This window comes from Defluviimonas aquaemixtae (assembly GCF_900302475.1).
GTDB classification, from domain to species: Bacteria; Pseudomonadota; Alphaproteobacteria; order Rhodobacterales; family Rhodobacteraceae; genus Albidovulum; species Albidovulum aquaemixtae.
Genome location: NZ_OMOQ01000001.1, coordinates 495,130 through 520,819, shown reverse-complemented (window position 1 = coordinate 520,819; position 25,690 = coordinate 495,130). Strand labels below are relative to the sequence as shown.

At 66.0% G+C, this 25,690-nt stretch carries 23 protein-coding genes; 9 read left to right on the top strand and 14 right to left on the bottom strand.

The annotated features are described in order from the left end of the window. Positions 1–53: 53 nt before the first annotated feature. From proS to DEA8626_RS02505, 11 genes are all read right to left on the bottom strand, one after another. A complete protein-coding gene (proS, locus tag DEA8626_RS02555) occupies positions 54–1,394 on the bottom strand; it encodes a proline--tRNA ligase (RefSeq protein WP_108851493.1) in 1,341 nt (446 codons plus the stop codon). Positions 1,395–1,643: 249 nt separating this feature from the next. Next, positions 1,644–3,287, bottom strand: a complete 1,644-nt coding sequence (gene recN, locus DEA8626_RS02550; protein WP_108851492.1) for a DNA repair protein RecN — start codon at positions 3,285–3,287, stop codon at positions 1,644–1,646. Between the two features lie 34 nt (positions 3,288–3,321). Beyond that, entirely contained in the window at positions 3,322–4,158 is an 837-nt protein-coding gene (locus tag DEA8626_RS02545) for an outer membrane protein assembly factor BamD (protein WP_108851491.1), read from the bottom strand. A 138-nt stretch (positions 4,159–4,296) separates the two neighbouring features. Further along, the gene (lpxC, locus tag DEA8626_RS02540; protein ID WP_108851490.1) at positions 4,297–5,220 is read right to left on the bottom strand and encodes a UDP-3-O-acyl-N-acetylglucosamine deacetylase; all 924 of its coding nucleotides are present in this window, start codon (positions 5,218–5,220) and stop codon (positions 4,297–4,299) included. A gap of 220 nt (positions 5,221–5,440) precedes the next feature. After that, positions 5,441–7,075 carry a cell division protein FtsZ gene (gene ftsZ, locus DEA8626_RS02535; RefSeq protein ID WP_108851489.1) on the bottom strand — a complete coding sequence of 545 codons (1,635 nt, stop codon included), beginning with the start codon at positions 7,073–7,075 and terminating at the stop codon, positions 5,441–5,443. Positions 7,076–7,248: 173 nt separating this feature from the next. Further along, positions 7,249–8,580 carry a cell division protein FtsA gene (gene ftsA / locus DEA8626_RS02530; protein ID WP_108851488.1) on the bottom strand — a complete coding sequence of 444 codons (1,332 nt, stop codon included), beginning with the start codon at positions 8,578–8,580 and terminating at the stop codon, positions 7,249–7,251. Then, positions 8,577–9,473, bottom strand: coding sequence for a cell division protein FtsQ/DivIB (locus tag DEA8626_RS02525; protein WP_108851487.1), 897 nt, complete (start codon positions 9,471–9,473; stop codon positions 8,577–8,579). Before DEA8626_RS02525 ends, ftsA begins: the two co-directional genes overlap by 4 nt. Continuing rightward, positions 9,461–10,384, bottom strand: a complete 924-nt coding sequence (locus DEA8626_RS02520) for a D-alanine--D-alanine ligase (protein WP_108851486.1) — start codon at positions 10,382–10,384, stop codon at positions 9,461–9,463. The genes DEA8626_RS02525 and DEA8626_RS02520 overlap by 13 nt, the downstream gene beginning before the upstream one ends. Before the next feature lie 43 nt (positions 10,385–10,427). Then, entirely contained in the window at positions 10,428–11,366 is a 939-nt protein-coding gene (gene murB, locus DEA8626_RS02515) for a UDP-N-acetylmuramate dehydrogenase (protein WP_108851485.1), read from the bottom strand. 158 nt (positions 11,367–11,524) lie between these two features. Beyond that, positions 11,525–12,898, bottom strand: a complete 1,374-nt coding sequence (locus DEA8626_RS02510) for a hypothetical protein (protein WP_108851484.1) — start codon at positions 12,896–12,898, stop codon at positions 11,525–11,527. Positions 12,899–12,904: 6 nt separating this feature from the next. Continuing rightward, positions 12,905–13,708 carry a phytanoyl-CoA dioxygenase family protein gene (locus tag DEA8626_RS02505; RefSeq protein ID WP_108851483.1) on the bottom strand — a complete coding sequence of 268 codons (804 nt, stop codon included), beginning with the start codon at positions 13,706–13,708 and terminating at the stop codon, positions 12,905–12,907. A gap of 169 nt (positions 13,709–13,877) precedes the next feature. On the opposite strand from DEA8626_RS02505, the gene hutI reads away from it, so the two are divergent. The 8 genes from hutI (at position 13,878) to ptsP (ending at position 22,578) form a co-directional block, all read left to right on the top strand. Beyond that, positions 13,878–15,086, top strand: a complete 1,209-nt coding sequence (gene hutI / locus DEA8626_RS02500; RefSeq protein ID WP_108851482.1) for an imidazolonepropionase — start codon at positions 13,878–13,880, stop codon at positions 15,084–15,086. 91 nt (positions 15,087–15,177) lie between these two features. Beyond that, positions 15,178–16,425 carry a 3-deoxy-D-manno-octulosonic acid transferase gene (locus DEA8626_RS02495; RefSeq protein ID WP_181366332.1) on the top strand — a complete coding sequence of 416 codons (1,248 nt, stop codon included), beginning with the start codon at positions 15,178–15,180 and terminating at the stop codon, positions 16,423–16,425. 15 nt (positions 16,426–16,440) lie between these two features. Beyond that, positions 16,441–17,412 (top strand): threonine dehydratase, encoded by a 972-nt coding sequence (locus tag DEA8626_RS02490; RefSeq protein ID WP_108851480.1) that lies wholly within the window; start codon positions 16,441–16,443, stop codon positions 17,410–17,412. Between the two features lie 110 nt (positions 17,413–17,522). Further along, positions 17,523–17,990, top strand: a complete 468-nt coding sequence (locus DEA8626_RS02485) for an NUDIX hydrolase (protein ID WP_108851479.1) — start codon at positions 17,523–17,525, stop codon at positions 17,988–17,990. A gap of 58 nt (positions 17,991–18,048) precedes the next feature. Continuing rightward, positions 18,049–18,480 (top strand): DUF1178 family protein, encoded by a 432-nt coding sequence (locus DEA8626_RS02480; RefSeq protein ID WP_108851478.1) that lies wholly within the window; start codon positions 18,049–18,051, stop codon positions 18,478–18,480. A gap of 86 nt (positions 18,481–18,566) precedes the next feature. Beyond that, the gene (locus DEA8626_RS02475; protein WP_108851477.1) at positions 18,567–18,938 is read left to right on the top strand and encodes a YybH family protein; all 372 of its coding nucleotides are present in this window, start codon (positions 18,567–18,569) and stop codon (positions 18,936–18,938) included. A gap of 95 nt (positions 18,939–19,033) precedes the next feature. Further along, the gene (locus tag DEA8626_RS02470; protein ID WP_108851476.1) at positions 19,034–20,293 is read left to right on the top strand and encodes an aspartate kinase; all 1,260 of its coding nucleotides are present in this window, start codon (positions 19,034–19,036) and stop codon (positions 20,291–20,293) included. Positions 20,294–20,331: 38 nt separating this feature from the next. Further along, positions 20,332–22,578, top strand: a complete 2,247-nt coding sequence (gene ptsP, locus DEA8626_RS02465) for a phosphoenolpyruvate--protein phosphotransferase (RefSeq protein ID WP_108851475.1) — start codon at positions 20,332–20,334, stop codon at positions 22,576–22,578. Positions 22,579–22,586: 8 nt separating this feature from the next. Here the strand turns inward: ptsP and DEA8626_RS02460 are convergent, their stop codons facing one another. After that, positions 22,587–23,351 carry an EcsC family protein gene (locus DEA8626_RS02460; RefSeq protein WP_245890719.1) on the bottom strand — a complete coding sequence of 255 codons (765 nt, stop codon included), beginning with the start codon at positions 23,349–23,351 and terminating at the stop codon, positions 22,587–22,589. An 82-nt stretch (positions 23,352–23,433) separates the two neighbouring features. Next, positions 23,434–23,934 carry a GNAT family N-acetyltransferase gene (locus DEA8626_RS02455; protein ID WP_108851473.1) on the bottom strand — a complete coding sequence of 167 codons (501 nt, stop codon included), beginning with the start codon at positions 23,932–23,934 and terminating at the stop codon, positions 23,434–23,436. 78 nt (positions 23,935–24,012) lie between these two features. Between DEA8626_RS02455 and DEA8626_RS02450 the strand changes: the two genes are divergently transcribed. After that, complete coding sequence (locus DEA8626_RS02450; protein WP_108851472.1) at positions 24,013–24,597, top strand: flavin reductase family protein; 585 nt, start codon at positions 24,013–24,015, stop codon at positions 24,595–24,597. Positions 24,598–24,713: 116 nt separating this feature from the next. Here the strand turns inward: DEA8626_RS02450 and DEA8626_RS02445 are convergent, their stop codons facing one another. Next, entirely contained in the window at positions 24,714–25,430 is a 717-nt protein-coding gene (locus DEA8626_RS02445; RefSeq protein WP_108851471.1) for a hypothetical protein, read from the bottom strand. Positions 25,431–25,690 lie beyond the last annotated feature (260 nt).

Genomic DNA, 25,690 nt, shown 5'->3' with positions numbered 1-25,690 from the left:
AAACGTCTCGCGCGCTGTGGCGCGGCGATGCCACAGTCGGCGCGGCCAAGCCGTCAGGCGCCTGCATAGATCTCCTCGATGCGCGCGACCGCAGCTTCGGGCGTCATCTCCTCGCTCTCGCCGGTGCGGCGAGAGGTCAGTTCGACCTTGCCGGAGGCGAGCCCCCGCGGACCCACCGTTATGCGCCAAGGCAGGCCGATCATGTCCATCGTCGCGAATTTCGCTCCCGCCCGCTCATCGCGGTCGTCATAGAGCGGCTCGAGCCCCTTCGCCGTGAGCGCCCCGTAGATCTCGCCGCAGGCGCCGTCGGTCGCCGCATCGCCCTGCTTGAGATTGACGATGCCGCAATGGAAGGGCGTGACGCCCTCGGGCCAGATGATGCCCTTGTCGTCGTGCGATGCCTCGATGATCGCGCCGGCGAGACGGCTGACCCCGATCCCGTGCGAACCCATGTGGACCGGCGCACGCTCGCCCTTGTCGTTGACGACCGTGGCGCCCATGGGTTCGGAATACTTGGTGCCGAAATAGAAGATCTGGCCGACCTCGATGCCGCGCGCGCGGCGCTGCCGCTCTGCCGGGACGCGTTCGTTGAACCGCGCCTCGTCATGGGTTTCGTCGGTGCGGGCATAGAGCGCGGTGAACTCCTCCATCACGGACCGGCACTCTTCGTGGCTGTCATAGTCGATTTCGCGGCTTCCGAGGTGGATATCGGTGACCTTGCTGTCGTAGAAGACCTCGCTCTCGCCGGTGTCGGCGAGGACGAGGAATTCGTGCGTGTCGTCGCCGCCGATCGGGCCGGAATCCGCCCGCATCGGGATCGCCTGAAGCCCCATCCGCTCATAGGTCCTGAGATAGCTCACCAAATGGCGGTTGTAGGCGTGCAGCGCGTCTTCCTTGGTCAGATCGAAGTTGTAGCCGTCCTTCATGTAGAATTCGCGGCCGCGCATGACGCCGAAACGCGGGCGGATCTCGTCGCGGAACTTCCATTGGACGTGGTAGAGCGTCAGCGGCAGGTCCTTGTAAGAGCCGATATGAGCGCGGAAGATGTCGGTGATCATCTCCTCGTTCGTGGGGCCGTAGAGTAGGTCGCGCTTGTGCCGGTCGGTGATGCGCAGCATCTCCTCGCCATAGTCCTCGTAGCGCCCGGATTCGCGCCAGAGATCGGCGGGCTGCAGGGTCGGCATCAGAAGCGGGATGTGGCCCGCGCGGATTTGCTCCTCGTGCACGATCTCTTCGATCCGCTTCAGCACCCTGAAACCGAGCGGGAGCCACGAATAAATGCCCGCCGCCTGCTGCTTGATCATGCCCGCGCGCAGCATGTAGCGATGGCTCACGATCTGAGCCTCGGCGGGGTTTTCCTTGAGCACAGGAAGGAAATAACGGGAAAGGCGCATCACTGTCTCGCACGATTGGCTCGTTCGCACCCGCTTATGCGAAACGCCCTGAGAGGGCAAGGGAGCGCCCCTGCCCCCGGCGCGCCGATCCAGTTGCGGCCCGTTCCGGGCCATTCCTGTTGCCTCGCCAACGCGCGTGCCGCGCGGTGGCTCAGGGCGGCCTCCGGCGGAGGCAGATCCGAGCGCCCTGCGGCAGCGGGGCGCGAGATATCTCTTGGCGCCCCTTGGGGCGCCTCGATTTGATTGTGCTCAGCCGGCCAGAAGCGCGCGGGCGGCCTCCCGGGCGGCGTCGGTCACGTTCTCGCCAGAGAGCATGCGCGCCAGTTCGTCCACCCGCGCGTCGGGTGCAAGCGGCGTGACGATCGAGGTCGTCAACTCCGCCCCGATGCGCTTCTCCACCCGCCAGTGATGGGCGCCTCGCGCGGCGACCTGCGGCGAATGCGTGACGACGAGGATCTGCGCGGACTGCGCGAGCCGTGCGAGCCGTCGGCCCACCGCGTCGGCGGTCGCGCCGCCCACGCCACGGTCGATCTCATCGAAGATCATCGTCACCGCCTCGCCGCCACGCGCCAGCACGACCTTGAGCGCGAGGAGGAAGCGCGACAATTCGCCCCCCGAGGCGATGCGGTTCAGAGGCCCCGGCGGCGCGCCGGGATTGGTCGCGACGGTGAAGGCCACCTGGTCGCGGCCCTCGGGGCCCTCCTCGCCTTCCGATAGGTCTGTGACGAAATGGGCCCGGTCCATCTTCAGAGGCACAAGCTCGGCTGAAACCGCAGCGTCGAGCGCCTTCGCCGCCGTCCGACGCTCCGCGCCGATCGCAGCGGCCACCATGTCGTAGTTGGTGGACGCCGCATCCGCCGCCTCCGCGAGCGCGCGGATATTCTCCGCCCCGCCATCGAGCGCGGCCAGCCGCGACCTGAGCTCGTCCGCCAGGCTGCCGAGGTCGTCCGCCAATACGGCGTGCTTGCGGGCTAGCCCCCTGATCGCGAAAAGCCGTTCCTCGACCGCCTCCATCTCGCGCGGATCGAAGCTCAGCGCCTCGAGGCAGGTCCCGACGCCCTGCGCCGCCTCTCCAAGTTCGGTGATCGCGCGCCCGAGCGCCGCGATCGGCTCGTCGAGCCGGCCTTCCGCCTTCTCCGCCGCGCCATCGAGCCAGCGCGCGGCGTCGGACATCAGCCCCTCGGCGCCCTCGGTCCCGAGCGCCTGCGCCGCGCGGGCGATGTCTTCCCGGATCCGCTGGCCCGCCTGCATCATCCGGCGGCGTTGATCGAGCGCCGCGTCCTCGCCGGCTTTGGGGTCCAGCCGGTCGAGCTCGTCCACCGCATGGCGCAGGAAATCCTCCTCGGTCTGCATCTCCGCAAGCTGAGTCTCGGCCTCGGCGAGCGCTTTCCGGGCAGCCGCGCGCGCCCTCCAGGCGCGCCGCGCCGGCGCGAGGTCGACCCCGGCGAAGGCATCCAGGAGCTGGCGGTGGCCGCGGGGATTGAGAAGGCCGCGATCGTCATGCTGGCCGTGAAGCTCCACGAGGGTATCCGACAGCGCGCGCAGAACCTCGCCCGAGGTCCGGCGGTCGTTTACCCAGGCGGTCTTGCGGCCGTCCGCCGCGTTCACCCGGCGCAGGATCAGCTCATCCCCGGTCTCGAGCCCGGCTTCGGCCAGGACCGCTCGCGCCGCATGCCCTTCGGGCAGGTCGAAGACAGCGGTTACCTCGCCCTGCGGGGCGCCCGGACGGACCAACTCCGCCCGCCCGCGCCAGCCCATGACGAAGCCAAGGCAATCGAGAAGGATCGACTTGCCAGCCCCGGTCTCGCCGGTCAGCACATTCAGCCCCGGCCGAAAGTCGAGATCGAGCCGGTCGATGATCAGCATGTCGCGGATTACAAGCGACCGAAGCATCCCTGCCCCCCGTAGGGTGCGCTTCAGCGCACCGTCACAGCCATTCGCCCCGGATGACCTGGCGATAGACCTTGGCGAGCCAGCTGTCGCCCTTCACCTCGGGTCTGAGCCCCCGCCCGGTCAGGAGCGCGAAGCTGTCCTGATACCATTCGGTCGACTGGAAGTTGTGGCCGAGGATCGCGCCCGCCGTCTGCGCCTCGTCCGTCAGACCCAGCGACAGGTAGCCTTCGACCAGCCGGTGCAAAGCCTCGGGCACGTGGGTCGTGGTCTGGAAGTTCTCCACCACGACGCGGAAGCGGTTGATCGCGGCCGAGAAATGCCGGCGCTTCAGATAGTAGCGCCCGATCTCCATCTCCTTCGCCGCGAGATGATCGAAGGCGAGGTCAAACTTCAGGATCGCCGAGCGCGCATAGTCGCTGTCGGGATATTCCTCAATCACCGCGCGGAGCGCCTGAAGCGCCTGGAAGGTCAGGCCCTGGTCGCGGCCGACCTCGTCGATCTGGTCGTAGTAGCTGAGCGCGAGGAGGTATTTGGCATAGGCCGCGTCCTCCTCGGCGGGATAGGTGTCGATATAGCGCTGCGCGGTGGCGCGGCTGTTCTCGTAGTCGCGGTCCTTGTGATAGGCGAACGCCTGCATGATCAGCGCCCGCTTGGCCCACTCGGAATAGGGATAGAGCCGCTCGACCTCGGCGAAATAGGTCACCGCGTCCTCGCCCCTGCGCGAGGTCTCCAGCTGGTATTCGCCGAGCTTGTATATCTGTTCCGCGTCGAGCTGCTCGAAATCGGGTTCGCGGCTTCCACCGCAGGCGGCCACGAGCGCGGCAAGTGTCAGGCCGCCCAACAGATTGGCCGCTATTCTGACCCGACCCATAACCCGCCTATCCCGTTCTGCCTTCACGTTTCTCGCGCCGCAAGGCGACCTCTCCGCGGGTCGTACCGCGTCGTGTCCGCTTCGTCTAGCACAGAAAAAACCGCTGCGCAAAACGCCAATCGCGCAGGTCCGCCGCGGTCAGGCGACCGCCGGAATATCGGCACGGCTGATCGAGGCGCCGGGAAGGAGGCGGCGCTGCTCGGGGCTGCATTCGACGATGCGGAAGTTCCGCGGATCGGCGAAGAGCGAACGGAGCAGTTGGTTGGTCATTGCATGACCCGCCCGAACGCCCGTGTAGCGCCCAAGGATAGGCGCGCCGGCGAGCGCGAGGTCCCCGAGCGCGTCGAGCATCTTGTGGCGCACCGGCTCGTCGGAATGGCGGAGCCCGCCGGGGCTGAGCACCCGATCGCCATCAAAGACCACTGCGTTTTCACCCGGCGTGCCGCCGAGCGCGAGGCCATTGGCGCGCATCGCCTCCACGTCGGCCTGGCGGCAGAAGGTACGGCTGTCGGACAGTTCGCGCAGGAAGGCGCCGTTGGCCATGACGAGACGCTTCTCCTGGCGCCCGATCGCGGCATCGGCGAAATCGATGCTGAAACCGATCTCGAGCGCGGGCGCGGGTTCGAGCCGTGCTAGCGCGGCGCCATTGCGTACTTCGACCGGCTGAAGGATTTCAAACAGCCTGAGCGCCGCCCGATGTTCCCGGATGCCGCGCGCGAGGAAGGCAGAGGCGAACGGCGCGGCAGAGCCGTCGAGGATGGGCACTTCCGGCCCGTCGATCTCGATCAGCGCGTTGTGGATGCCGCAGCCCGCGAGCGCGGCCATCAGATGTTCGATCGTCGACACCGAGGTTCCGGCGGCGTTGGAAATGACCGTGCAGAGCGTCGCGTTCGACACGGCGGACCAATGCGCCTGCACCATTGGGTCGGCGCCAACCACGTCGGTGCGGCGGAACCAGATACCGTATTCGGCCGAGGCAGGGTGCACGGTCATTCGGACGCGACGGCCCGAATGAAGGCCGCGGCCCGTGAAAGTCACCGAAGATCGCAACGTCGTCTGCACCGTCTACCTCACACCGCCGGAAGGGCGGAACGTCCGGTGGCATTCAGGTAGTCGTCGCCGCGGGGAAGCTCAACTCACTCTTTGCAACCGAATGTAACAATTCGAAGAAACGTCGGCGGGGGGTTGCCAGTCACATGAGAGAGAGGCCTCAACATATTGATCAAAAAAAGAAAAGAGGTCGACCTGCGTCGACCCCCTCAGTGCGATTTGTGACCGGATTTCAGTTCGCCTGACGCCGCAGGAAAGCCGGGATCTCGATCCGTTCCTGATCGGGATCGACCTCGACGTCCTCGTCATAGGCCGCGCTCACCCTGGGCTGCTGGCGGAGCGGCGGTGCTGCCCTCTCGGGATGCTCGGCGGCGTGGCCGGCCATGCGGTTCAGAAGCGTGTTGATGCCGAAACGCGGCTTCTCGGCCGCCCGCTGCGGCGCCTGTGCGGCAGGGCGCGGTTGCTGTTCAGCGGCAGCGCGTTGTTGCGGTGCCTGCTGGCCCGGTTGGCGGTTGACCACGGCCTGAAGCCGGGCGAGCGCCTCGGGCGTCGGCGTGCCGGGCGAGCGCGGACGGGGCGCGACGAAAGCCTGCGGGTCGTCGTCGACATGCAGGTTCTGCGCCTGCGCCGGCTGGGCGGATTCGGGCCGGTAGGCAGGCGGCGGCAGATCGCCGCCGGCACTCTCAGCGTCGAACAGAGTGCGCTCCTCTTCGCGCTCTTCGGCGCGCGCCTCGCGGGCGGCTGCCGGTGTCGCTGCAGCGGCGGGGGTTGCGACCGGTGCATTGGCCGCCGCAATCGCGGGGGCCGCGGCGTCATCGTCCTCCTTGTGCTCGATCGACACAGCGGTCTGGAGCGGTTCGGCGAGACGGCGGCGCGGTGCGGGCACCTCGACCTGCGACATCGACGCGTCGATCCCCGTGGCCACGACAGAGACGCGCATCACGCCTTCCATGCTGTCGTCGAGCGTGGAGCCCACGATGATGTTGGCGTCGGCATCCACCTCTTCGCGGATGCGGTTTGCGGCTTCGTCCAGCTCGAAGAGCGTCAAGTCCGTGCCACCGGTGATGTTGATGAGCACGCCCTTGGCACCCTTCAAGCTGATTTCGTCGAGAAGCGGGTTGGCGATGGCTTTCTCGGCGGCCTGGATCGCGCGATCCTCGCCCGAGGCTTCGCCGGTGCCCATCATTGCTTTGCCCATCTCGTCCATTACAGCGCGGACATCGGCGAAGTCGAGGTTGATGAGGCCCGGCCGGACCATCAGGTCGGTCACGCCCTTGACGCCCTGGTACAGCACGTCGTCGGCCAGCGCGAAGGCCTCGGTGAATGTCGTCTTCTCGTTGGCCAGACGGAACAGGTTCTGGTTCGGAATGATGATCAGCGTATCGACCACCTTCTGCAACGCCTCGATACCGTCATCGGCCTGGCGCATGCGCTTGGCGCCCTCGAACTGGAAAGGCTTGGTGACGACGCCGACGGTCAGCACGCCGAGCTCGCGCGCAGCCTGCGCGATGATCGGCGCCGCCCCGGTGCCGGTGCCCCCACCCATACCGGCCGTAATGAAACACATGTGCGCGCCCGCGAGGTGATCGACGATCTCCTCGATCGTCTCCTCGGCAGCGGCGGCGCCGACCGACGGACGCGCGCCCGCGCCGAGCCCCTCGGTCACTTTCACGCCCATCTGGATGCGGGCGTTCGAGTGGCTTTGCGCCAGCGCCTGGGCGTCGGTATTCGCGACGACGAACTCCACACCTTCCAGCTGCTGCTCGATCATGTTGTTGACGGCGTTGCCGCCGGCACCACCCACGCCGAACACGGTGATGCGCGGCTTGAGGTCTTCGCGTTCGTTGATCATCAGATTCAATGTCATTTTCTTGTCCGCCTGTATGTCCCTGGCCTGTCCCCGGCCGCCTTGTCCCGCATTGACGCGATTTTAGTGAGTGAATCCCGATAGGTCACGAAAAAAACGCCCTTTCGCTACAAAATGTGGGGTTCTCGTTTGGCAGTTAAGCGGCATTTCGCCTACCTCTCAAGATAATGCGGTTACCAGTTGTCTTTAAACCATTTCACGGCTCTGCGCAGCGAGCGCGCAGGGTATCTTTCGGTTGGAATCTCGAAGTCCCACCACTCGTCTTGCGGGTGTGCCGCGAACAGGCAGAGGCCCACGGTTGAGGAAAACGCGGCCCCGGTCGCCGCCTGAGGCAGCCCCTGAACGCGCAGAGGACGGCCGAGTCGCACGTTTTGGCCGAGGATTCGCGCGGCCAGCATGTCAAGTCCGGGGATCTGGCTCGCCCCGCCCGTGAGCACGATCTGCTGCGAAGGCAGCTGATCGAATCCGGCCGCATCGAGAATGACCCGGACCTCTTCGAGAATTTCCTCGACACGCGGTCGCATGATCCCGATCAGCTCGGTGCGGCTGACCTTCCTGCGGTCCTTTTCCCAGTCGCCGCAATCGGCGCCGATCTCGATCATTTCGCGGTCGTCCATGCCGGTCGCCTGCACGCCGCCATGGATCGTCTTGATCCGTTCCGCCGTCGCCAGCGGCACCTGCAGCCCCTTGGAGATGTCCGATGTGACGTGGTCGCCGCCAAGCCGCACGCTCTCGGCGAAGATCATGTGCTTCTTGATGAAGATCGACAGCCCCGTCGCGCCGCCGCCCATGTCAATGCAGGCCGCGCCAAGTTCCTGTTCGTCTTCCACAAGACTTGCCAGCCCCGAGACGTAAGCCGAGGAAGCGAGGCCGGCGATCTCCAGATCGCAGCGCCGAATGCAGTAAAGGAGGTTCTGCACCGCGCCCGTGTCGATTGTCAGCAGGTGCATGTCGGCCGCGAGCTTGTTGCCCACATGGCCGCGCGGATCGCCAAGGCCAGAGCGGTGGTCGATCGCGAAGTTCACCGGATGGGCGTGCAGCACCTCGCGCCCCTGCCCGAAGTCCGGAACGTCGCAGGCGGACAGCACGCGGGCCACGTCCTGCTCGCTGACCTGGCCGTCCATGATCTGGATTTCGCCCGCCAGCCCGTAGCTTCGCGGCTGCGCGCCCGAGAAGCAGGCGATGACGTGGTCGACCCGGGTCTGGGCCATCTTCTGCGCGGCCTGAACGGCGGTGCGGATCGCGCGCTCGGTCTCCTGCATCGCATCGACCTCGCCGAAGCGCACGCCGCGCGACCGCGTCGTCGCCGCGCCGATCACCCGGAACTGCGACTGACCGGCAAGCGATCCGAGCCCATCCTCGCGGACATCGTCCGCATTTTCGAACCTGAGGACGAGGCAGGCAATCTTGGACGATCCGACATCGAGCACCGCGATCACCCCGCGCTGCATGGCGGCGCGGCGCATGTTCCGCATGGCGCGTTGGGACTGGTAGAGATCGGTCATTGGCCTGACACCTTCGATTCCATATCCACGGTTGTTTCCTCTTCGACCTCGGCCAGCCGGACTGTGGGCCGGTCGGGGTTACGCATGTCGATCGACGTCAGATCGCGTCCGAGCACATCCTGCGCGGTATTGAGCGCGATCACTGCCTGAAGCGCGGTCACGGGGTCGATCTCGGGCAGGAGGATGCGCTGATCGCGATCGAGCACCACGTCCCAACGCCGGTCGCCGAGCCGGACGAGGCCGCGGATGCGGTCCCCGACGGGTTGCGCGGCGGCCAGAATCTCCAACGCTTCCGGCACATGGTCGTCCGCCCCCTCGCCCGCGATGACCGGCAGGTCGGGCCGCGCCGCACGGTCGAGAAGCGTGGCCACCCGGTGGCCTTTCGCATCGAGCATCTCGAGGCCTCGCGCGCCGCGCCAAAGGATCGCGGGCTCGCGCTCGGTCACCGTGACCTGGAGGATGCCGCCCTTGCGGATCCTCAGTTCGGCCGAGGCCACCGCATCGATCTGGGCAATCGTGGCGCGCATCGCTTCGAGGTCGAGCCGGAAGGACGACTCGGGCAGGTCAACGGGCACCATCGACCGGATCGCATTGGCGACCGGATCGGACGCGCCGTCGATCGCCATCAGGCTGACCATGAACTCCGGCCGTTCCTCGATGTTCTGCCGCGTGTCGGCGATCTTCGTGCCGATGGCGGCGCGGCGGTCCTCGTCTGCCAGGTAGCCGCCAGCGACCGACAGCGCGAGGACGAATGGTACACCGGCCCGCATGGCCAGCCGGAAGGCCGGGGTCAGCCACAGCCGCTCGATCCGGTAGGCGAGCCGCGACGGCGCCGGATCGCGGCGGTGCTCCGCGCCGATATAGCGCCGCTCGGGGGCCCTCAGCGGTCGCATGAGGCGTCCTCCACGATCCAGGCGCAGAGATCGGCAAAGCTCATCCCCTCCGCCGCGGCGTGTTCGGGGCTGAGCGAGGTCGGCGTCATGCCGGGTTGTGTGTTGATTTCCAGGATAAAGAGACCCGACAGCCCGCGCGCTTCGTCCCAACGGAAATCGCTGCGCGACAGCCCCCGGCAGCCGAGCGCCCGGTGCGCGCGTAAAGCGTAATCGCGGCAGGCGTCTGTGATCTCGCCTGGCAGTTCGGCGGGGCAGACATGCCGCGATCCGCCCGGGGCGTATTTTGCATGGTAGTCGTACCAGCCGTTCGAAATGATCTCGGTCACGCCCAGCGCCCGGTCGCCGAGGACCGAAACCGTCAGCTCGCGCCCCGGCACGTAGGTCTCGACCATCGCGATTTCGGGCATCTCGGGCCCGAGATGCGGCGGCGAATTGGCGTCCTTGCTGACGATATAGACGCCGACCGAGGAGCCTTCGGCATTCGGCTTCACGACATAGGGCGGCGTCATGACATGGCGCGCCATGACCTCTTCCTTGGGCGCGAGCAGGCTCTCGACGACCGGCAGGCCGGCGGCGCGGAATAGGTCCTTCGCCCGCGTCTTGTCCATCGCGAGCGCGGAGGCGAGCACGCCCGAATGCGTGTAGGGCAGCCCGAGCCATTCCAGCATGCCCTGGACGCAGCCGTCCTCGCCCCATCGGCCGTGGAGTGCATTGAAGCAGACATCCGGTTTGGCGGCAGCCAGGCGAGCGGGCAGGTCGCGGCCCGCATCGACCTCGACCACCTCGTATCCCGCCTCCCGCAGGGCGTTGGCGCATTCGCGCCCGCTCGACAGCGACACCTCCCGCTCTGCGGAAGGGCCACCCATCAGTACCGCCACTTTGGGGGCTGTCCTGCTCGACTTGCCCGCCAATGATGCCTCGTTCCGGTCCTTTTCTCGAACCGCTATCGTTGTTCTACGCGTCTGCCTCGGGCGCAGTTTCGCCCACGCGCATGATTTCCCACTCTAGCGTCAAACCGCTGATTTGGAAAACCCTTTTTCGGACCTCCTCGCCGAGCCCTTCAAGGTCGGCCGCACTGGCTCCGCCAGTGTTGATCAGGAAGTTCGGATGCTTCTCGCTCATCTGTGCGCCGCCCCGCCGCGCGCCCCTGAGGCCGGCCTCGTCGATGAGCTTCCAGGCCTTGAGGTCATGGACGTCGTCCGCGCGCCCGGTCGAAGAGAATCCGGCCGGATTGCGGAAGGTCGAGCCCGCCGAGCGGTCCCTGACGGGTTGCGAGGCATCGCGCTTCGCGATCTGCTCGTCCATCTTCGCCTGAAGCGCGGCGGGGTCGCCCCTGGCCCCCTCGAAGACCGCCTCGATCACGACGGCATCCGCGGGAAGCGCCGAGGAGCGGTAGGCGAAGCCCATCTCGCCCCGCCCAAACACCCGGACCGTACCGTCGCGCAACACCGCGGTCGCCTGAACGAAGTGATCGGCGGTGTAGGAACCATAGCAGCCCGCGTTCATCCGCACCGCTCCTCCGACAGCACCGGGGATCGTGCGCAGGAAGGTCAGATCGACGCCCGCCTCCGCCGCCTTCCGCGCGACATGGGCGTCGAGCGCCGCCGCCCCGGCGGTGACCCGTCCGCCCTCGACCGCGATGCCGTTGAAGCCGCGCCCGAGCCGGATCACGACGCCCCTTATGCCGCCATCCCGCACGATGAGGTTCGACCCCACACCCATCGGGAAGACCGGCACGGCGGGATCAAGCCCGGCGAGAAAATCGCAGAGGTCCTGAACGTCCGCCGGCTGAAAGAGCCACTCCGCCGGCCCGCCGACGCGCAGCCAGGTCAGATCGGACAGCGGCCGGTTGGGGGTGAGTTGTCCCCGGACGGAGGGAAGGGCGATCGTCATGGGCGAGACGGTTAGTGCCTGGACGGCGGGGCCGCAAGCCCCGACCGCCTCAGCCTGCGCCCACGCAGACTAGGACTCGATTCCGAGCCTCCCAAATAACACCGCCCGCCTTCGGTCAGTCGCGCCCTGCTATCGCGAAGGAGCCAAGGCGCACAGATCTAATTCGACGTGGAAAGATACTCCTTCGCGGCCTTGATAACCTCTGCAGCGTTTTTGGGAGCGAAAACCATCGAGCCCGCAATCATGCCGCCCAGGGCGGGCAGTCCGAAATACCCCGCCAGTGCTCCGCTCCCTAGAATGAGCCCAACCTTCGTAGCTCCCGTGGCGGTGCCCCAAACGCCTTCCACGACCTCATCGACCTTGGCGCGCGGCAGCTCGCACAGTTTTCGGCCATAGAGCCGAAGCAGCTTTTCCGCTTCAACGGCGTTTGCGGTGGGCACCGGACCAGTCGCGGGCACCGTCGCGCGCAGCCGTGTGATTGCGGAGTGCAACACGAGCAGAACGCCGATCCGCCTTTTCGCTTCGGCGAGATCGAAGTCGTCGGTGTAGTTGCGTCGCTGCTCATGCTCGACTTCGAGAGCGATCAGGCCCTCGATTGCATCGAAGGTCGGGGGCAGCGCATCGCGATGTTCCTCGATTGCGGTTCGGACCTTTTTCGCTACAGCGGTCTTTGGCGGTGACATCGTCCGGACGGCGTCCTCGACGGCGCGGTCGGGGTCGGCCTTTTCTTGTTGCACTGCCTTGATCAGTCGCCCGATTTCCGCATTCACCGCCCCTGCTCCCTGCGCCCAGACCTGATCGTCAATCAGCGCTATCCGTTTAAGAAGCGCCCAATCCGGTTCCCGCCCCGCGAGCAGGTCTTCATACCAGCGGATCCAGAAATCCCAATCGCTTCCTCGAGAGCTCCATGCATTTCGAGCCTTTGCCCAAAGTTCGCTAATAGGTGCCGAAAGCGTCAGGCTTGGCAATCGATTGGACTTAACCAACTCGAACTCGGACAGTAGATCGTTGATCCCCTCGGGACCGTACGGGTCGTGCAAGGGGGCGATTATATACAGCGCATGGATTGCGTATGATCGCGCGTGCTCCAAGGCGTCCACACTGGATTTGCTGCGAAGCACGCTATTTGAATCGTCCCTAGTGAAATGCGCATCAGGCTGCCGGTAGAGAATTGCACATATCAAGCCATGCAGAGACGCCGCAAGCGCCGCGGCACTCGTGGAGGTGAAAGTGTCTTCCAGACCGATCCATTCCTCCTCCGCTCGATCGACGAATGAAATGACACGCTCAGTTGACAGCTCCGCGGGCCGGTTGGCCACTATCTGGAGAAGCAAGACCGAGCGAATCGCGGCCAAGGCGGCGCGCGGTGCGTCTCTGTCAAAGTGACTATGTTTCTGCATATCCCAGACGGCGAGTTCCGCGACCGGCAGAACCCTTGCCGCTATGCGAAAAGCCACTCTGGCGACGTCCGCAGGCGGGACGGTCTCCAGCCAACGCAACAAACTCTCTCGATCCAGAATCTCAGTCGTCACGATCCCTCACCCCGTCTCCCCACCCCTCAAAAATGGAAACCAGTCCGCGCGCAGCCGCTCACCCGGTTTCATGCCGTGGCCCGGAAAGGGCGGCGAGGTGGGGCCCGGCCGCTCGGCATAGCGGGCGTCGTCGCCGACGAGCCGGAGCGAGAAGGCGCGCCGGCGCGCCGTCGTCGTGTTGCCGCGCGCGCCGTGGAGCGTGCGGAAGTCGAAGGCGACCGCGTCGCCCGGCTCCATCTCCCATTCGAGGACGCGCATGCCCTCGGCATCGGGGTCCGGCACCGGCATGTAGGCGTCGGGGTCGGGGTAGAAGGTCTCCTCCGAAAGCCAGCGCGTCGGCAGCACCTCCTTCTCCCAGAGATGCGAGCCGGCGACGCAGCGCAGGCTCGCCTCGCGGACCGGATCGACGGGCGACCAGAAGCTGACCGTCTGGCGGCCCTCGACGAAATAGTAGGGCCCGTCCTGGTGCCAGGGCGTCGGCTTCGACGTGCCCGGCTCCTTCACCAGGACATGGTCGTGGAAGAGCTGGACGGTTTCCGACTGCATGAGCCGGGCGGCGGTCCCTGCGGCGTCGGACCCCATGATCACCTCCCGGAATTCCGGTATCCGCGTCCAGTTGCAGTAATCGTCGAAGAACCGCCCGCCTTCGCCGGGCTTGAGGTTCTCGGCCGCGTAGGGCCCGGGTTCGGACATGTTCCGTTCGATTCCGGCGCGGATCACGTCGACCCAATCGCTCCAGAGCCCCTTGACCAGGACCGTGCCATCGCGGGCGAATGCCGCGACCATGTCCGGCGTCACTTTGGCTGCCATCTTCTCCCCCTGCGGCCCTCATCCGGCGCCAAGGTCCTTCGGCCCGGGCGCGCCGTCAACCAGGTCCGATCCGGAACGCGTGGATAATATGCTACGCGCCAATATGTCTAGACATATTCCCGACACCGACATACAAGCGAATTCAGCCCGTTCCCCGTCAGAAACAGTCATGCGCCAGGCCAATGCCCTTTTCACGAATTGCCGCGCCGCCACGATGGCAGGCGAGGCGCCCTACGGTCTGATCGAAGACGCCGCAATCGCGGTGACGCCGGACGGCATCCTCTGGACCGGCCCTTCCCCAGACATTCCTGCCGCCACCGCCGCCTTTCCGCGACACGACCTTGGCGGACGGCTGGTGACGCCCGCGCTCATCGACTGCCACACCCACCTTGTCCACGGCGGCAACCGCGCGAACGAGTTCGAGATGCGGCTGCACGGCGCAAGCTACGAAGAGGTTGCCCGGGCGGGCGGCGGTATCGTCTCCACCGTCCGCGCCACGCGGGACGCGACCGAGGACGAACTGATCGCCTCGGCCCTGCCCCGGGTCGACGCCCTGATCGCCGAAGGAGTCTCCGTCATCGAGATCAAGTCCGGCTACGGGCTCGATATCGACACCGAGCTCAGGATGCTACGCGCCGCACGGCGGCTGCCGGCGCTGCGCCCCGTCGAGGTGCGAACGACCTTCCTCGGCGCCCATGCCGTGCCGCCGGACTACAAGGATCGCGCCGACGCGTATCTCGACGAAGTGTGCATCCCCGCGCTGAAGGCCGCGCATGAGGAAGGGCTGGTCGACGCGGTCGACGGTTTTTCGGAAGGTATCGCGTTTTCGCCAGCACAGATCGCTCGCGTCTTCGACGTGGCGAAGGCGCTCGGCCTGCCGGTCAAGCTTCATGCCGAGCAGCTGTCGAATCTCGGCGGCGCGGCGATTGCTGCCGGCTACGGGGCGCTGTCGGCCGATCATCTCGAATATCTCGACGAGGATGGCGTCCGCGCGATGGCGGAGGCGAAATCCGTCGCCGTGATCCTGCCCGGCGCGTTCTACACCTTGCGCGAAACCCAGGCGCCGCCCATTGCGCTCTTCCGCAAGCATAACGTCCCCATGGCGGTCGCCACCGATCTCAACCCCGGCTCCTCGCCCATGAACTCGCTGCTTCTGGCGATGAACATGGCCTGCACGCTTTTCCGCATGACGCCCGAAGAGGCGCTTTCCGGGGTCACGTGCAATGCCGCCCGCGCCCTCGGCCTTTCGGATCGGGGCACCATCGCGCCGGGCCAGCGCGCCGATCTCGCCATTTGGGATGTCGAGCACCCTGCCGAACTGGCCTACCGTTTCGGCTTCAACCCGCTTCACCAGCGCATCATCGGCGGCTGGACCTGATCGCGCAGGGGCGGGGCCGGTACGCCCTTGCCTTGCCCGCCCCCGGCTGGTCTAGTCCGGCGCAATCGAAATCAAGCCGACCCGGCCGCATTTGCTTCTCTACCGTATCTTCGCAGCGATCGCTTTCGCGCTCTACGGCCTCCGCCTGAGGCTCGGGGCGGCGTCGCCCGCCGCCGCCTCCGAGCGTCGGGGCCGTGGCCCGACGCCTGCCGCAGCGCCGCGTCTCTGGCTGCACGGCGCGTCGAACGGCGAACTGACTTCCGCACGCGGCGTTGTCGAGACGCTCCTCGCGCGCGCGCCCGATCTTAGCATCATCGTGACCGCGAACAGCGCAACCGGCGGGACGCTCGTCCGAAGCTGGGGTCGCGGGCGCATCGACACCGCCTTCGCCCCGTTCGACACCCGGGGCGCGGTCGCGGCGTTCCTCGACCGCTGGCAGCCCAAAGCGCTGGTGATCGTGGAGAACGAACTCTGGCCCGAGCGCTTCGTTTCCTGCGCGGAGCGCGGCATCCCTGTCTTTGTGATCGGAGCCCGCATGTCCCGGAGAAGCGCCCGCCATTGGGGCCGACTGCCCGGCCTTCGGGCGCGCATCTTCTCCGCGATCCGGTTCCTGTCGGCGCAGGACGCCGCATCCGAGGCACGCTTCCGCGACCTCGGCCTGCCGGGGGACAGGCTCGGCCCGATCGTCAATCTCAAGTCGGCCGTCACCACCCGCGGCGCCGCGGAACCCTTGCCCTTTCCCCGCGACACGACGCTTCTTGCCGCGTCCACCCACGAGGGCGAGGAGGAACAGGTGCTCGCGGCGTTCCGGCAAGCAAGAGACGCGCGACCCGACCTGCGCCTCCTCCTCGCCCCGCGCCATCCGCGTCGGCGCGACGAGATCGAGGCGGCGATCCGGAAGACGGGCCTGTCTTTTGCCACCCGGTCGCGCGGTGACGCAGTGACAGCCGGAACCGACATCTACCTTGCCGACACGATGGGCGAGATGGACCTCTGGTACGGCGCCGCAGGTATGACCTTCGTCGGCGGCTCGCTTGTCGACAGGGGCGGGCACACGCCCTTCGAACCCGCCGCGCATGCATCGGCCATCCTGCACGGGCCCCATGTGGCGAACTCCGCCACGGCCTATCGGGCGCTCGCGCAGGCGGGCGCGGCAATCGAGGTGACGACGCCCGATGCGCTCGCCGAGGCGATTGTCGCCCTCGCCGATGTCGATCGGCAGGCAGACATGACCGTCAGGGCCCACACCGCACTTGCGGAACTGTCGGGCGGTGACGGGCTCGACGTCTTCTACGCCGCGCTCGCCGATGCGACCGGCCTGCCGCTGCAGAACGCCTGACACCGAGGAGGTCCGATGCAATTCACTCTCGACGAACTGGAGGAGGCCGCTGAACTCGTCCGGCGCCACATGGAGCCCACGCCGCAATATGCCTGGCCGCAGCTCGCCGCCCGGACTGGCGCCGAGGTCTGGGTGAAACACGAGAACCACGGGCCCATCGGCGCGTTTAAGGCGCGGGGCGCAATCACGCTGATCGACTGGCTCAGGCGCACGCAGCCCGACTGCCCCGGCATCATTACTGCCACGCGCGGCAATCACGGCCAGGCGCAGGCCCGCGCTGCGACCCGCGCGGGGTTACGCGCCGTCGTCTACGTGCCGCACGGCAATTCGGTCGAGAAGAACGCGGCGATGCGGGCCTTCGGCGCCGACTTGCGCGAATTCGGCGAGGATTTCGACACAGCGAAGGACGAGGCGATGCGGCTCGCGAAGGAAGAGGGCCTGTTCCCCGTGCCACCGTTTCATAGGGAGCTTGTCCGGGGCGTCGCGACCTACGCGCTCGAATTCTTCCGCGCCGCGCCGCCGCTCGACGCGGTCTATGTGCCCATTGGCTGCGGTTCGGGCATCTGCGGCGTCATCGCCGCGCGCGACGCGCTCGGCCTGTCGACCGAGGTGGTGGGCGTCGTGTCGACCGAGGCCGCCTGCGCGAAGCTTTCGGTCGAGGCCGGGCGGCCCGTCGAGACGAACAGCGCACGCACCTTCGCCGACGGCATGGCTGTGCGTGTACCGGTCAAGGAGGCGCTCGACATCTACGGGCCGTGCGCCGCCCGCATCCTTGCGGTCAGCGAGGACGAGGTCGCCGAAGCGATGCGCATCTATTTCGCGGACACACACAACACTGCCGAAGGCGCTGGCGCGGCCCCGCTTGCAGCCCTCCTACAGGAGCGCGAGGCGATGCGAGGCCGCCGCGCAGGCGTCGTCCTGACCGGCGGCAACATTGACACCGACCGCTTCGCCGCCGTGCTGTCGGGGCGGACGCCGGCACCCTGACGCTGGAAAACGGGCCCTTCGCATGCTAGATTCATTCCATTCCCGGATACACGGGAAGGGGGCGAGCAGGCATTAACAAGGATCGGAGCGATTCCGGCTCCGCACGGCAGATGAAGAAACACAACAAGAACGAGGTCGCCTCAACGAAGGCGATGACGCAATACGGGGCCATTTGCTATCGCGTGACCAAGAAACGAGGCTGCGAGGTTCTCCTCGTCACGAGCCGCGACACGGGCCGGTGGGTAATTCCGAAGGGCTGGCCGATGGCGGGCAAATCGGGCGTCGAATGCGCGCTGCGCGAGGCGTTCGAGGAAGCCGGCGTCGAGGGCCATGACGTGGCGGACCCCATCGGGCTTTTCTCCTACGACAAGGGGATGGACGATGGCACAATCCAGCCCTGTGTGGTGACCGTCTACCCGGTCGAGGTCGACCGGCTCCACAGCAGCTTCCCCGAACGCGATCAGCGCAAACGGCGCTGGTTCGCGCCGAAGAAGGCGGCGCGCAAGGTTGACGAGCCGGAGTTACAGGCGCTTCTAGACCGTTTCGATCCCGCGAAACTGATTGGCGGTGATCGCTGAAGCGCTTGATTTCGCCGCGAAATCACCCAAATAGAACGGGACTGCCGAAAGGACCCGAATGATCCGCTACGCGCTGATATGCGACAAGAATCACGACTTCGAAAGCTGGTTTCAATCAGCCGAAGCCTTCGACCGGCTGCACGCAACCGGGATGGTGGCCTGTGCGGTCTGTGGTTCGGCGATGGTCGAAAAGACACTGATGGCCCCGACGGTCAGGTCCGCGCGCAAGGCGGCCGCCAAGGACGCCCCGTCGCTGTCCAAACCGTCCACGGGTGTCGAAGAGATGCTGGCCGCGATGCGCCGGCACATCGAGGAAACATCCGACTATGTCGGCCTGAACTTCGCTACCGAGGCGCGCGCGATCCATGAGGGTCTGGCGCCGGAACGCTCGATCTACGGCGAAGCGCGCACCGACGAGGCGAAGAAGCTCGTCGAAGATGGCGTTCCAGTCGCGCCCCTGCCCTTCCTGCCCGCGCGCAAGGCCAACTGAACCCGCGCCCTTACCGGCTGTCGTTGACAGGGCGTTGGGCGAGGATCAGGCTCTGCGGGCCCCGCGCCGCAGAGGATGACTTCGAAATGCCGATCCGTGACGAGTTTCAACGCCTCCTCGACAGGATGGTCGCGGCTTATCGGGCCGGGGACGCCGCCGGCTGCGCAGACTGCTTCACCGAGGACGCTACGATCTTCTCTCCCTATGCGCCCGCTGCGTCCGGACGGGCGGCGATTGATGCGCTGCACCGCGACTGGACGGGCGACGGCGGCGATACGAAGACATTGCGCGTCATCGATGCGGATGCGTCCGGCGATCTCGGCTGGTGCCTGGCCGCCTATAGCGAGGGCGACAAGAATGCGGACGGCACGTCGCTGAACATACTCGCGCGCTCGTCCGACGGGCGGTGGCTTATCCGCTATTGCTCGCTCAACAGCGACGCTCCACCCCTCGTCTGACGTCGGCGCCGATTGCCAACGTGCGCCCCTTGCCCTTCCGCCCCCCGCCGCATAAGAAGCGCGCGACTTGACTTGGGCGCGCAAGGGGGGCCGCAATGCCGCTTCTCGTGATGAAATTCGGCGGGACCTCCGTCGCCGATCTCGACCGCATCACGAGCGCCGCCGAGAAGGTCAAACGCGAGGTCGACCGCGGCTATGACGTGATCGTCATCGTCTCGGCCATGTCCGGCAAGACCAATGAGCTCGTGAGCTGGGTCGAAGAGACCTCGCATCTCTACGACGCGCGTGAATACGACGCGGTCGTCGCGAGTGGCGAGAACGTGACCGCCGGCCTCATGGCGCTCCGGCTTCAGGAAATGGACGTCCCCGCCCGGTCCTGGCAGGGCTGGCAAGTGCCGATCAACACGACCTCGGTCCATTCCGCCGCGCGCTTCGTCTCGATCCCGCGCGAGAACATCGATGCCAAGTTCGCCGAGGGCTTCAAGGTCGCGGTTGTCGCGGGCTTTCAGGGCCTTTCGGATGAGAGCCGGATCACAACGCTCGGCCGTGGTGGCTCGGACACGACGGCGGTCGCATTCGCCGCCGCCTTCGGGGCGGAGCGCTGCGACATCTACACCGATGTCGACGGTATCTACACGACGGATCCGCGCATTTGTGGAAAAGCCCGAAGACTCGACCGGATCGCCTTCGAGGAGATGCTGGAGCTTGCCTCGCTCGGCGCGAAGGTCCTGCAAACCCGCTCCGTCGAACTCGCAATGCGCTACAATGTGCGCCTGCGCGTTCTGTCGAGCTTCGAGGAAACCGACGAAAATTCCGGCACACTGGTCTGCGACGAGGAGGACATCATGGAATCGAAAGCCGTCTCGGGCATCGCCTATAGCCGCGACGAAGCCAAGATCACGCTTGTGACGGTCGAGGACCGGCCGGGCATCGCCGCCGCGATCTTCGGGCCCTTGTCGGATGCCGGCGTGAACGTGGACATGATCGTCCAGAACATTTCGGAAAAGAACTACGAAGGCCACTCGGTCGCTGTTACCGACATGACCTTTTCCTGTCCGACGAACCAGGTGGCGCGCGCGAAGAAAGCACTGGAAGACGCCCGAGCCGCTGACAAGATTGACTACGACGACCTGGTCGTTGACACCGAGTCCGCGAAAGTCTCGGTCGTGGGGATCGGGATGCGGTCCCAGTCCGGCGTCGCAGCGCGGATGTTTCAGGCGCTTGCAAACGAAAACATCAACATCAAGGTCATCGCCACGTCCGAGATCAAGGTATCGGTGCTGATCGACCGGAAATATATGGAACTCGCCGTGCAGGCACTCCATGATGCTTTCGACTTGGACAAGGCGGCCTGACGACGGGGCGCCGTTGGGGGCGGCACTGACGGGGGGCCATGCCTGAACGGACCGAAAGTGAAAGCCGCAAGCTGCTCCGGCGCTTGCGTGACAGCCTCGCCGATGCCGGCGCCGGGCAGGAGCGGCTCGACCGTATCACGCATCTGATTGCGGATTCGATGCGGTGCGAGGTGTGCTCGATCTACCTCTTCCGCGATGACGAGACGCTCGAACTATGCGCGACCGAGGGCCTCAAGGAAGCGGCGGTCCACATGACGCGGATGCGCCTTGGCGAAGGCCTCGTGGGCCGGGTCGCCAAGACCTCCACCCCGATCAACACCGCGGACGCCCCCAGCGAAAAAGGATTCCGCTACATGCCCGAAACGGGCGAGGAGATCTATTCGTCTTTCCTCGGCGTGCCGATCCAGCGTCTGGGCGAAAAGCTCGGGGTGCTTGTTGTGCAGTCGAAACAGGCGCGACAGTTCTCCGACGATGAGGTCTATGCGCTCGAAGTCGTGGCCATGGTGCTGGCCGAGATGACCGAACTCGGCGCCTTCGTGGGCGAGGGCGAAGCGCTGGCGGCGCTCCACCAGCAGCCGGTGATGATCCGGGGCGGTACCGGGCAGGAAGGCGCAGCCGAAGGCCATGTCTGGCTGCACGAACCTCGGGTCGTGATCACGAACCCCGTCGCGGACGACCCGAAGAAGGAACTGACCCGGCTGAACGAGGCGGTCGACAAGCTGCGCATCTCGGTCGATGCGATGCTGACCATGACCGACGGTCAGGACAAGGAGCAGAAGCAGATCCTCGAAGCCTACCGCATGTTCGCCAATTCCCGAGGCTGGATGCGGCGGATGGAGGACGACATCGCCCGCGGCCTCTCCGCGGAAGCGGCGGTGGAAAAGGAACAGTCTGCTGCCCGCGCGCGGCTCGAAACGGTGCCCGATCCCTACTTGCGCGACCGCTTGCATGATCTCGACGACCTGTCGAACCGGCTGCTCCGCATCCTGACCGGCCAGGGCTCCGATACCGGCGCCGAGATGCCGGAAAATCCGATCCTCGTCGCTCGCAATATCGGCCCCGCCGAGCTTCTCGACTATGGCCGGAAGCTCAAGGGCGTCGTATTGGAGGAAGGTGCCGTCGGCTCCCACGCCGCCATCGTCGCCCGGGCTCTCGCGATCCCGCTCGTCATCCATGCCGAGCGGATCACGACCGAGGCGCTGAACGGCGACGCGATCCTCGTTGACGGCGATCAGGGCATCGTCCACCTGCGGCCCGAGGAGTCGGTCGCTGCCGCGTTCCGCGACAAGATCGCGATGCAGGCCAAGGCCCAGGAGCGCTACGCATCCATTCGCGACAAGCCCGCAGTCGCGAAATGCGGCACCACGGTCTCGCTGCACATGAACGCCGGGCTCATGGCCGACCTGCCCTCGCTCGTGGGCTCGGGGGCGGAAGGCGTGGGTCTGTTCCGAACCGAGTTGCAGTTCCTGATCCGCACGCGCGTGCCCCAGCGCAAGGAGCTTGCCGAGATCTATTCCGGCGTCCTCAACGCCGCGAAGGGCAAGCGTGTTGTGTTTCGCACGCTCGACATCGGCTCGGACAAGGTGCTGCCCTACATGAAGCGGGTGGATGAGCCGAACCCGGCCATGGGATGGCGCGCCATCCGCGTCGCGCTCGACCGGCCGGGCATCATGCGGATGCAGCTTCAGGCGCTTCTGCGCGGTGCCAAGGGGCGACCGTTGTCGGTCATGTTCCCCTTCATCGCCGAGTTCGAGGAGTTTCAGCGCGGCCGCCAGATGCTCCTCGACGAGGTCAGGCGCGAACGCCGGCTTGGCCACGAACTGCCGGCCGATCTCGAGATCGGCGCGATGCTGGAGACCCCGGCGCTCGCCTACGCGCCGCGCGAGTTCTTTGAACTCACCGATTTCATCTCGATCGGCGGCAACGACCTCAAGCAGTTCTTCTTCGCCGCCGACCGCGAGAACGAACAGGTCCGCCGTCGCTACGACGTCTTGAACACGAGCTTCCTGCGCTTCATCAACCAGATCGTGCAGCGCTGCAAAGATGCGGGCACGGAGCTTTCATTCTGTGGCGAGGATGCCGGCCGCCCGGTCGAGGCGATCTGCCTTGCGGCGCTCGGCATCCGGACGCTCTCGATGCGTCCGGCCTCGATCGGTCCGGTCAAGCACGTCATCCGCCGGGTGGATCTGGCCGAGCTTGCCTCGGTCCTCAAAGCCGAATGCGAAACGGGCGCGACGAATGTCCGCGCCCGCGTGATGGACTGGCTGTCACGGCAGGACATCTGACCCGGACGTCAGCTCTCGCGTCGCGATCCGATCCGCACAATTTCGGCGCGGAACTGCGCCTCGACCCGCGCCGCGCCGTGATGCTCGGCGAGGCGCTTCAGGCCAAAGCGGATGTGGGCCATGTCCGTGTAGTAGGACAGGTAAGCGAGGTTGACCCCCGCCCCTGCGGCCGCGCCGAAAACCGGCACCGCCTGCCCGGCAAGCTTGCGGCCCAAGACGGCGGCGAGCGTGGGCGCGACCTGCTGAACAAGCGCCTGCACGGTCGCGCCATTCACGGCGAGCCGCGTGCTGAGAAAACTGGTGTCAACGCCGTCGTCGTCTTCGAGCGGCCCGCCCGAGCCGAAAATCTCAAGGCAGGTCATCCGGGTGTCGTCGGAGGCCGGGTCGAAGCCGTAGTCGCCGGCAACCTTCTGCATCGCGCCGAAGAAAACCGTAATGGTCGCCGGCAGCTCCAAAAGCGCGGTTCCAAGTCCGCCGAAGCCGCCCAGCGCGCCCCCTGTTGCCACGCCTACGCGGTGGCCCCAGCCGCCAGTATCGGGCAGCGCCGGATGGGCGCTGACCTGACCGGCAAGCCGGTATGATTTCTGCAGAATCTCCGCCGTTCCCGTTTCAAGCAGGCGGCGCACGCTTTGTGGCAGCGCCGCCAGGCGCGTCTCTATCTTGCCGCCAATCGCGCTCATTGCCCGCATCACCGGGCCGTTCGCACGCTTGAGCCTGAGCGCCAGGGCCGAGATCTCGACCAGCGCGTCAGGCGGCAGAGTAGCGGTAGTCACTACATGGCTGCCGCTCCGGGCAGTCCGGGGCAAATTGGGACTCTCACTCATGCAATCTAGATAAGCGCGGGCGGGCCCTGCTTCAATCATGCACCTCCTGAGGCATGCGGGTGACCGGCCCGGTCACCCCGTCCCACGCGCCCGGATGAAGCGCATGCCCCAACACGCGGTCAGGGTTGGTCGGCGGCGGCATTTCAATACTGTCGCGCCTCGAAAATCCGAAACGGCGGTAGTAGGGCTCATCGCCGACAAGCAGCACCCGCTCCCAGCCGAGCCGCGCCGCCTCGGCGAGGCTCTCGTGGATGAGAAGTGCGCCCAACCCCTCGCCCTGCCGTGTCGGATGGACCGCCACGGGACCGAGCAAGAGAGTCTTCCGCCCGCCTACGAGCACGGGCCAGTAGCGGATCACGGCGGCGAGAATCCCATCTGAATCGCGCAATGTCAGGCACAGTTCGGTGACCTTGGCCACCCCGTCGCGCAGGCGGTAGGACGACAGCGCCGTCCGCCCCGGCGCGAAGCAGAGGTCGTAGAGCGCCTCGACCTCCCACCAATCCGCCTCGGATTCCTCTTCCAGCCTGTACACGCCCGCCCGGCCCCGATTTCTGCTGGAAACCGCCCCTAACATGCGGGCAGGATCGGTTCAAACCGAATGAGAGGGCCCATGTTCTATAGACCCGAAGACGGCCACGGCCTGCCCCACAACCCGTTCAACGCTATCATCACACCGCGGCCGATCGGCTGGATCTCATCGCGCGGGGCCAAAGGTGACAATCTCGCCCCCTATTCCTTCTTCAACGGCATCGCCTACACGCCGCCGCAGGTCATGTTTGCCTCGACGGGCCGCAAGGACAGCCTGAACAACATCGAGGAAAGCCGCGTCTTTGCCGTCAACATCGTCGAGTACGCGGCGCGCGAGAAGATGAATCTGACGTCGGGCACCTATCCGCCGGGCACCGACGAGTTCACACTGGCGGGCGTCGAGCGGGTTGAGTGCGAGACGATCCCCTGTCCCCGGGTGAAGGATGCCCCGGCCAATCTCGAATGCCGGGTCGAGCAGATCGTGAAGCTGCTCGGCGAGAACAACTACCTGATCGTCGGCGAAGTAACGGGCATCCACCTCCGCGACGACTGCCTCGTCGACGGCCGCTTCGACGTGCTGAAATTCAACCCGCTCGCCCGCGGCGGCTACCGGGACTACTCGGTCGTGACCGAGATCTTCGAGATGCTCAGGCCGGGGCAGAAGTGAGGGGGCGCCCGTGACGCGATGTACCTGTGCTGCCTTTTGGTGGAAATGACAGCTTGGAGCCCAAACTGCGCGATGCCGCGTTTTGTACGAATGTCTGTTTGACACCGACTACGTTTTTATCTGCACAAGCTTTTGTCGAGTTTTTCTATTTGGTCCGTCAGGTCGGGAACAAGGACTTCATTGGTTTTTTCCAATGAGGCGTCAACCGCATCGGGTGCGTAGGCTTCGCGGGTGAAGACCTCGTTCATTGGAACGGTCCTGGTGCTGCGCACTTGCAGCGGGCCGATCACGTAGACAGGCCCATCCTCGCGGGAGGTATCCAAGAAATCGCGACACGACCCCATCGCCGGTTCGACAGAGACATCATAATCATAAGGCCCGAGAACCAGGGGCAGGTCGCGTTCGAGGTTTGCCACCTTGTTACATACAAGGCCCGATCTGGGCGTGGCGACATAATCAGTATCAGCGCTTGTCGAGAAGCGGACCTGTGCTGCGTTCAGGCCGAAATAGCTGAAGCGGCTGTACCCGCTTCCCTTAAGTGTCTTGGGTGCGGTCTTCCATTTGCGCGCGCAGGCGAGTTCTGACCAGACCTTGATGCGTTTGCCCTCGACTTCTACCCAGAAGGCGAGTTGATGGATTTCTACGTTTCCATCGGAAAGCTCGGCTTCATTCGCCTTCCGGCCCCGTTCGGTGTTGATGGAATGTGCCCAGGGCTGGATGACGCTGAGGTTGAGAACGAAGAAGGCGATGAGCAGTGCCGGGATCGCCGCGATGATTAGGGCTGCGATTAGAAGCTTTCTAATAGTCATCGTGCCGCAAAGTTTCTTGGTCAAATTCGCTCAACAGTATGTGCGCCATTCTATGCTCAGCTATACATACGCTCCCGGCCAGTTCAATCGAAGATCGAATATGCCAAGCCGCCGTTCGAATTGCTTCTCGGAACGGCAGGTTCGTCACGTGCATCGGCGACTTTGCCGCCCGGCCGGGCTCGGTCGCTGATTTCTGCGGCTCGCGTCGCGGCGCCGGCAGGGTTCGGATAGCGGCCGCGGCGCACGCCGCGCGTGTCGGGACGCCGTCGGGACGGATGCCATAC

What these genes read in the sequence shown, in the direction of transcription:
- DEA8626_RS02490 (WP_108851480.1), top strand. Translation starts at nt 16,441, where the DNA reads ATGCAATTCACTCTCGACGAACTGGAGGAGGCCGCTGAACTCGTCCGG.
- DEA8626_RS02485 (WP_108851479.1), top strand. Translation starts at nt 17,523, where the DNA reads ATGAAGAAACACAACAAGAACGAGGTCGCCTCAACGAAGGCGATGACG.
- ftsA (WP_108851488.1), bottom strand. Translation starts at nt 8,580, where the DNA reads ATGACCGATCTCTACCAGTCCCAACGCGCCATGCGGAACATGCGCCGC.
- DEA8626_RS02480 (WP_108851478.1), top strand. Translation starts at nt 18,049, where the DNA reads ATGATCCGCTACGCGCTGATATGCGACAAGAATCACGACTTCGAAAGC.
- DEA8626_RS02450 (WP_108851472.1), top strand. Translation starts at nt 24,013, where the DNA reads ATGTTCTATAGACCCGAAGACGGCCACGGCCTGCCCCACAACCCGTTC.
- DEA8626_RS02525 (WP_108851487.1), bottom strand. Translation starts at nt 9,473, where the DNA reads ATGCGACCGCTGAGGGCCCCCGAGCGGCGCTATATCGGCGCGGAGCAC.
- DEA8626_RS02545 (WP_108851491.1), bottom strand. Translation starts at nt 4,158, where the DNA reads ATGGGTCGGGTCAGAATAGCGGCCAATCTGTTGGGCGGCCTGACACTT.
- ptsP (WP_108851475.1), top strand. Translation starts at nt 20,332, where the DNA reads ATGCCTGAACGGACCGAAAGTGAAAGCCGCAAGCTGCTCCGGCGCTTG.
- proS (WP_108851493.1), bottom strand. Translation starts at nt 1,394, where the DNA reads ATGCGCCTTTCCCGTTATTTCCTTCCTGTGCTCAAGGAAAACCCCGCC.
- DEA8626_RS02470 (WP_108851476.1), top strand. Translation starts at nt 19,034, where the DNA reads ATGCCGCTTCTCGTGATGAAATTCGGCGGGACCTCCGTCGCCGATCTC.
- DEA8626_RS02505 (WP_108851483.1), bottom strand. Translation starts at nt 13,708, where the DNA reads ATGGCAGCCAAAGTGACGCCGGACATGGTCGCGGCATTCGCCCGCGAT.
- murB (WP_108851485.1), bottom strand. Translation starts at nt 11,366, where the DNA reads ATGACGATCGCCCTTCCCTCCGTCCGGGGACAACTCACCCCCAACCGG.
- DEA8626_RS02475 (WP_108851477.1), top strand. Translation starts at nt 18,567, where the DNA reads ATGCCGATCCGTGACGAGTTTCAACGCCTCCTCGACAGGATGGTCGCG.
- ftsZ (WP_108851489.1), bottom strand. Translation starts at nt 7,075, where the DNA reads ATGACATTGAATCTGATGATCAACGAACGCGAAGACCTCAAGCCGCGC.
- recN (WP_108851492.1), bottom strand. Translation starts at nt 3,287, where the DNA reads ATGCTTCGGTCGCTTGTAATCCGCGACATGCTGATCATCGACCGGCTC.
- hutI (WP_108851482.1), top strand. Translation starts at nt 13,878, where the DNA reads ATGCGCCAGGCCAATGCCCTTTTCACGAATTGCCGCGCCGCCACGATG.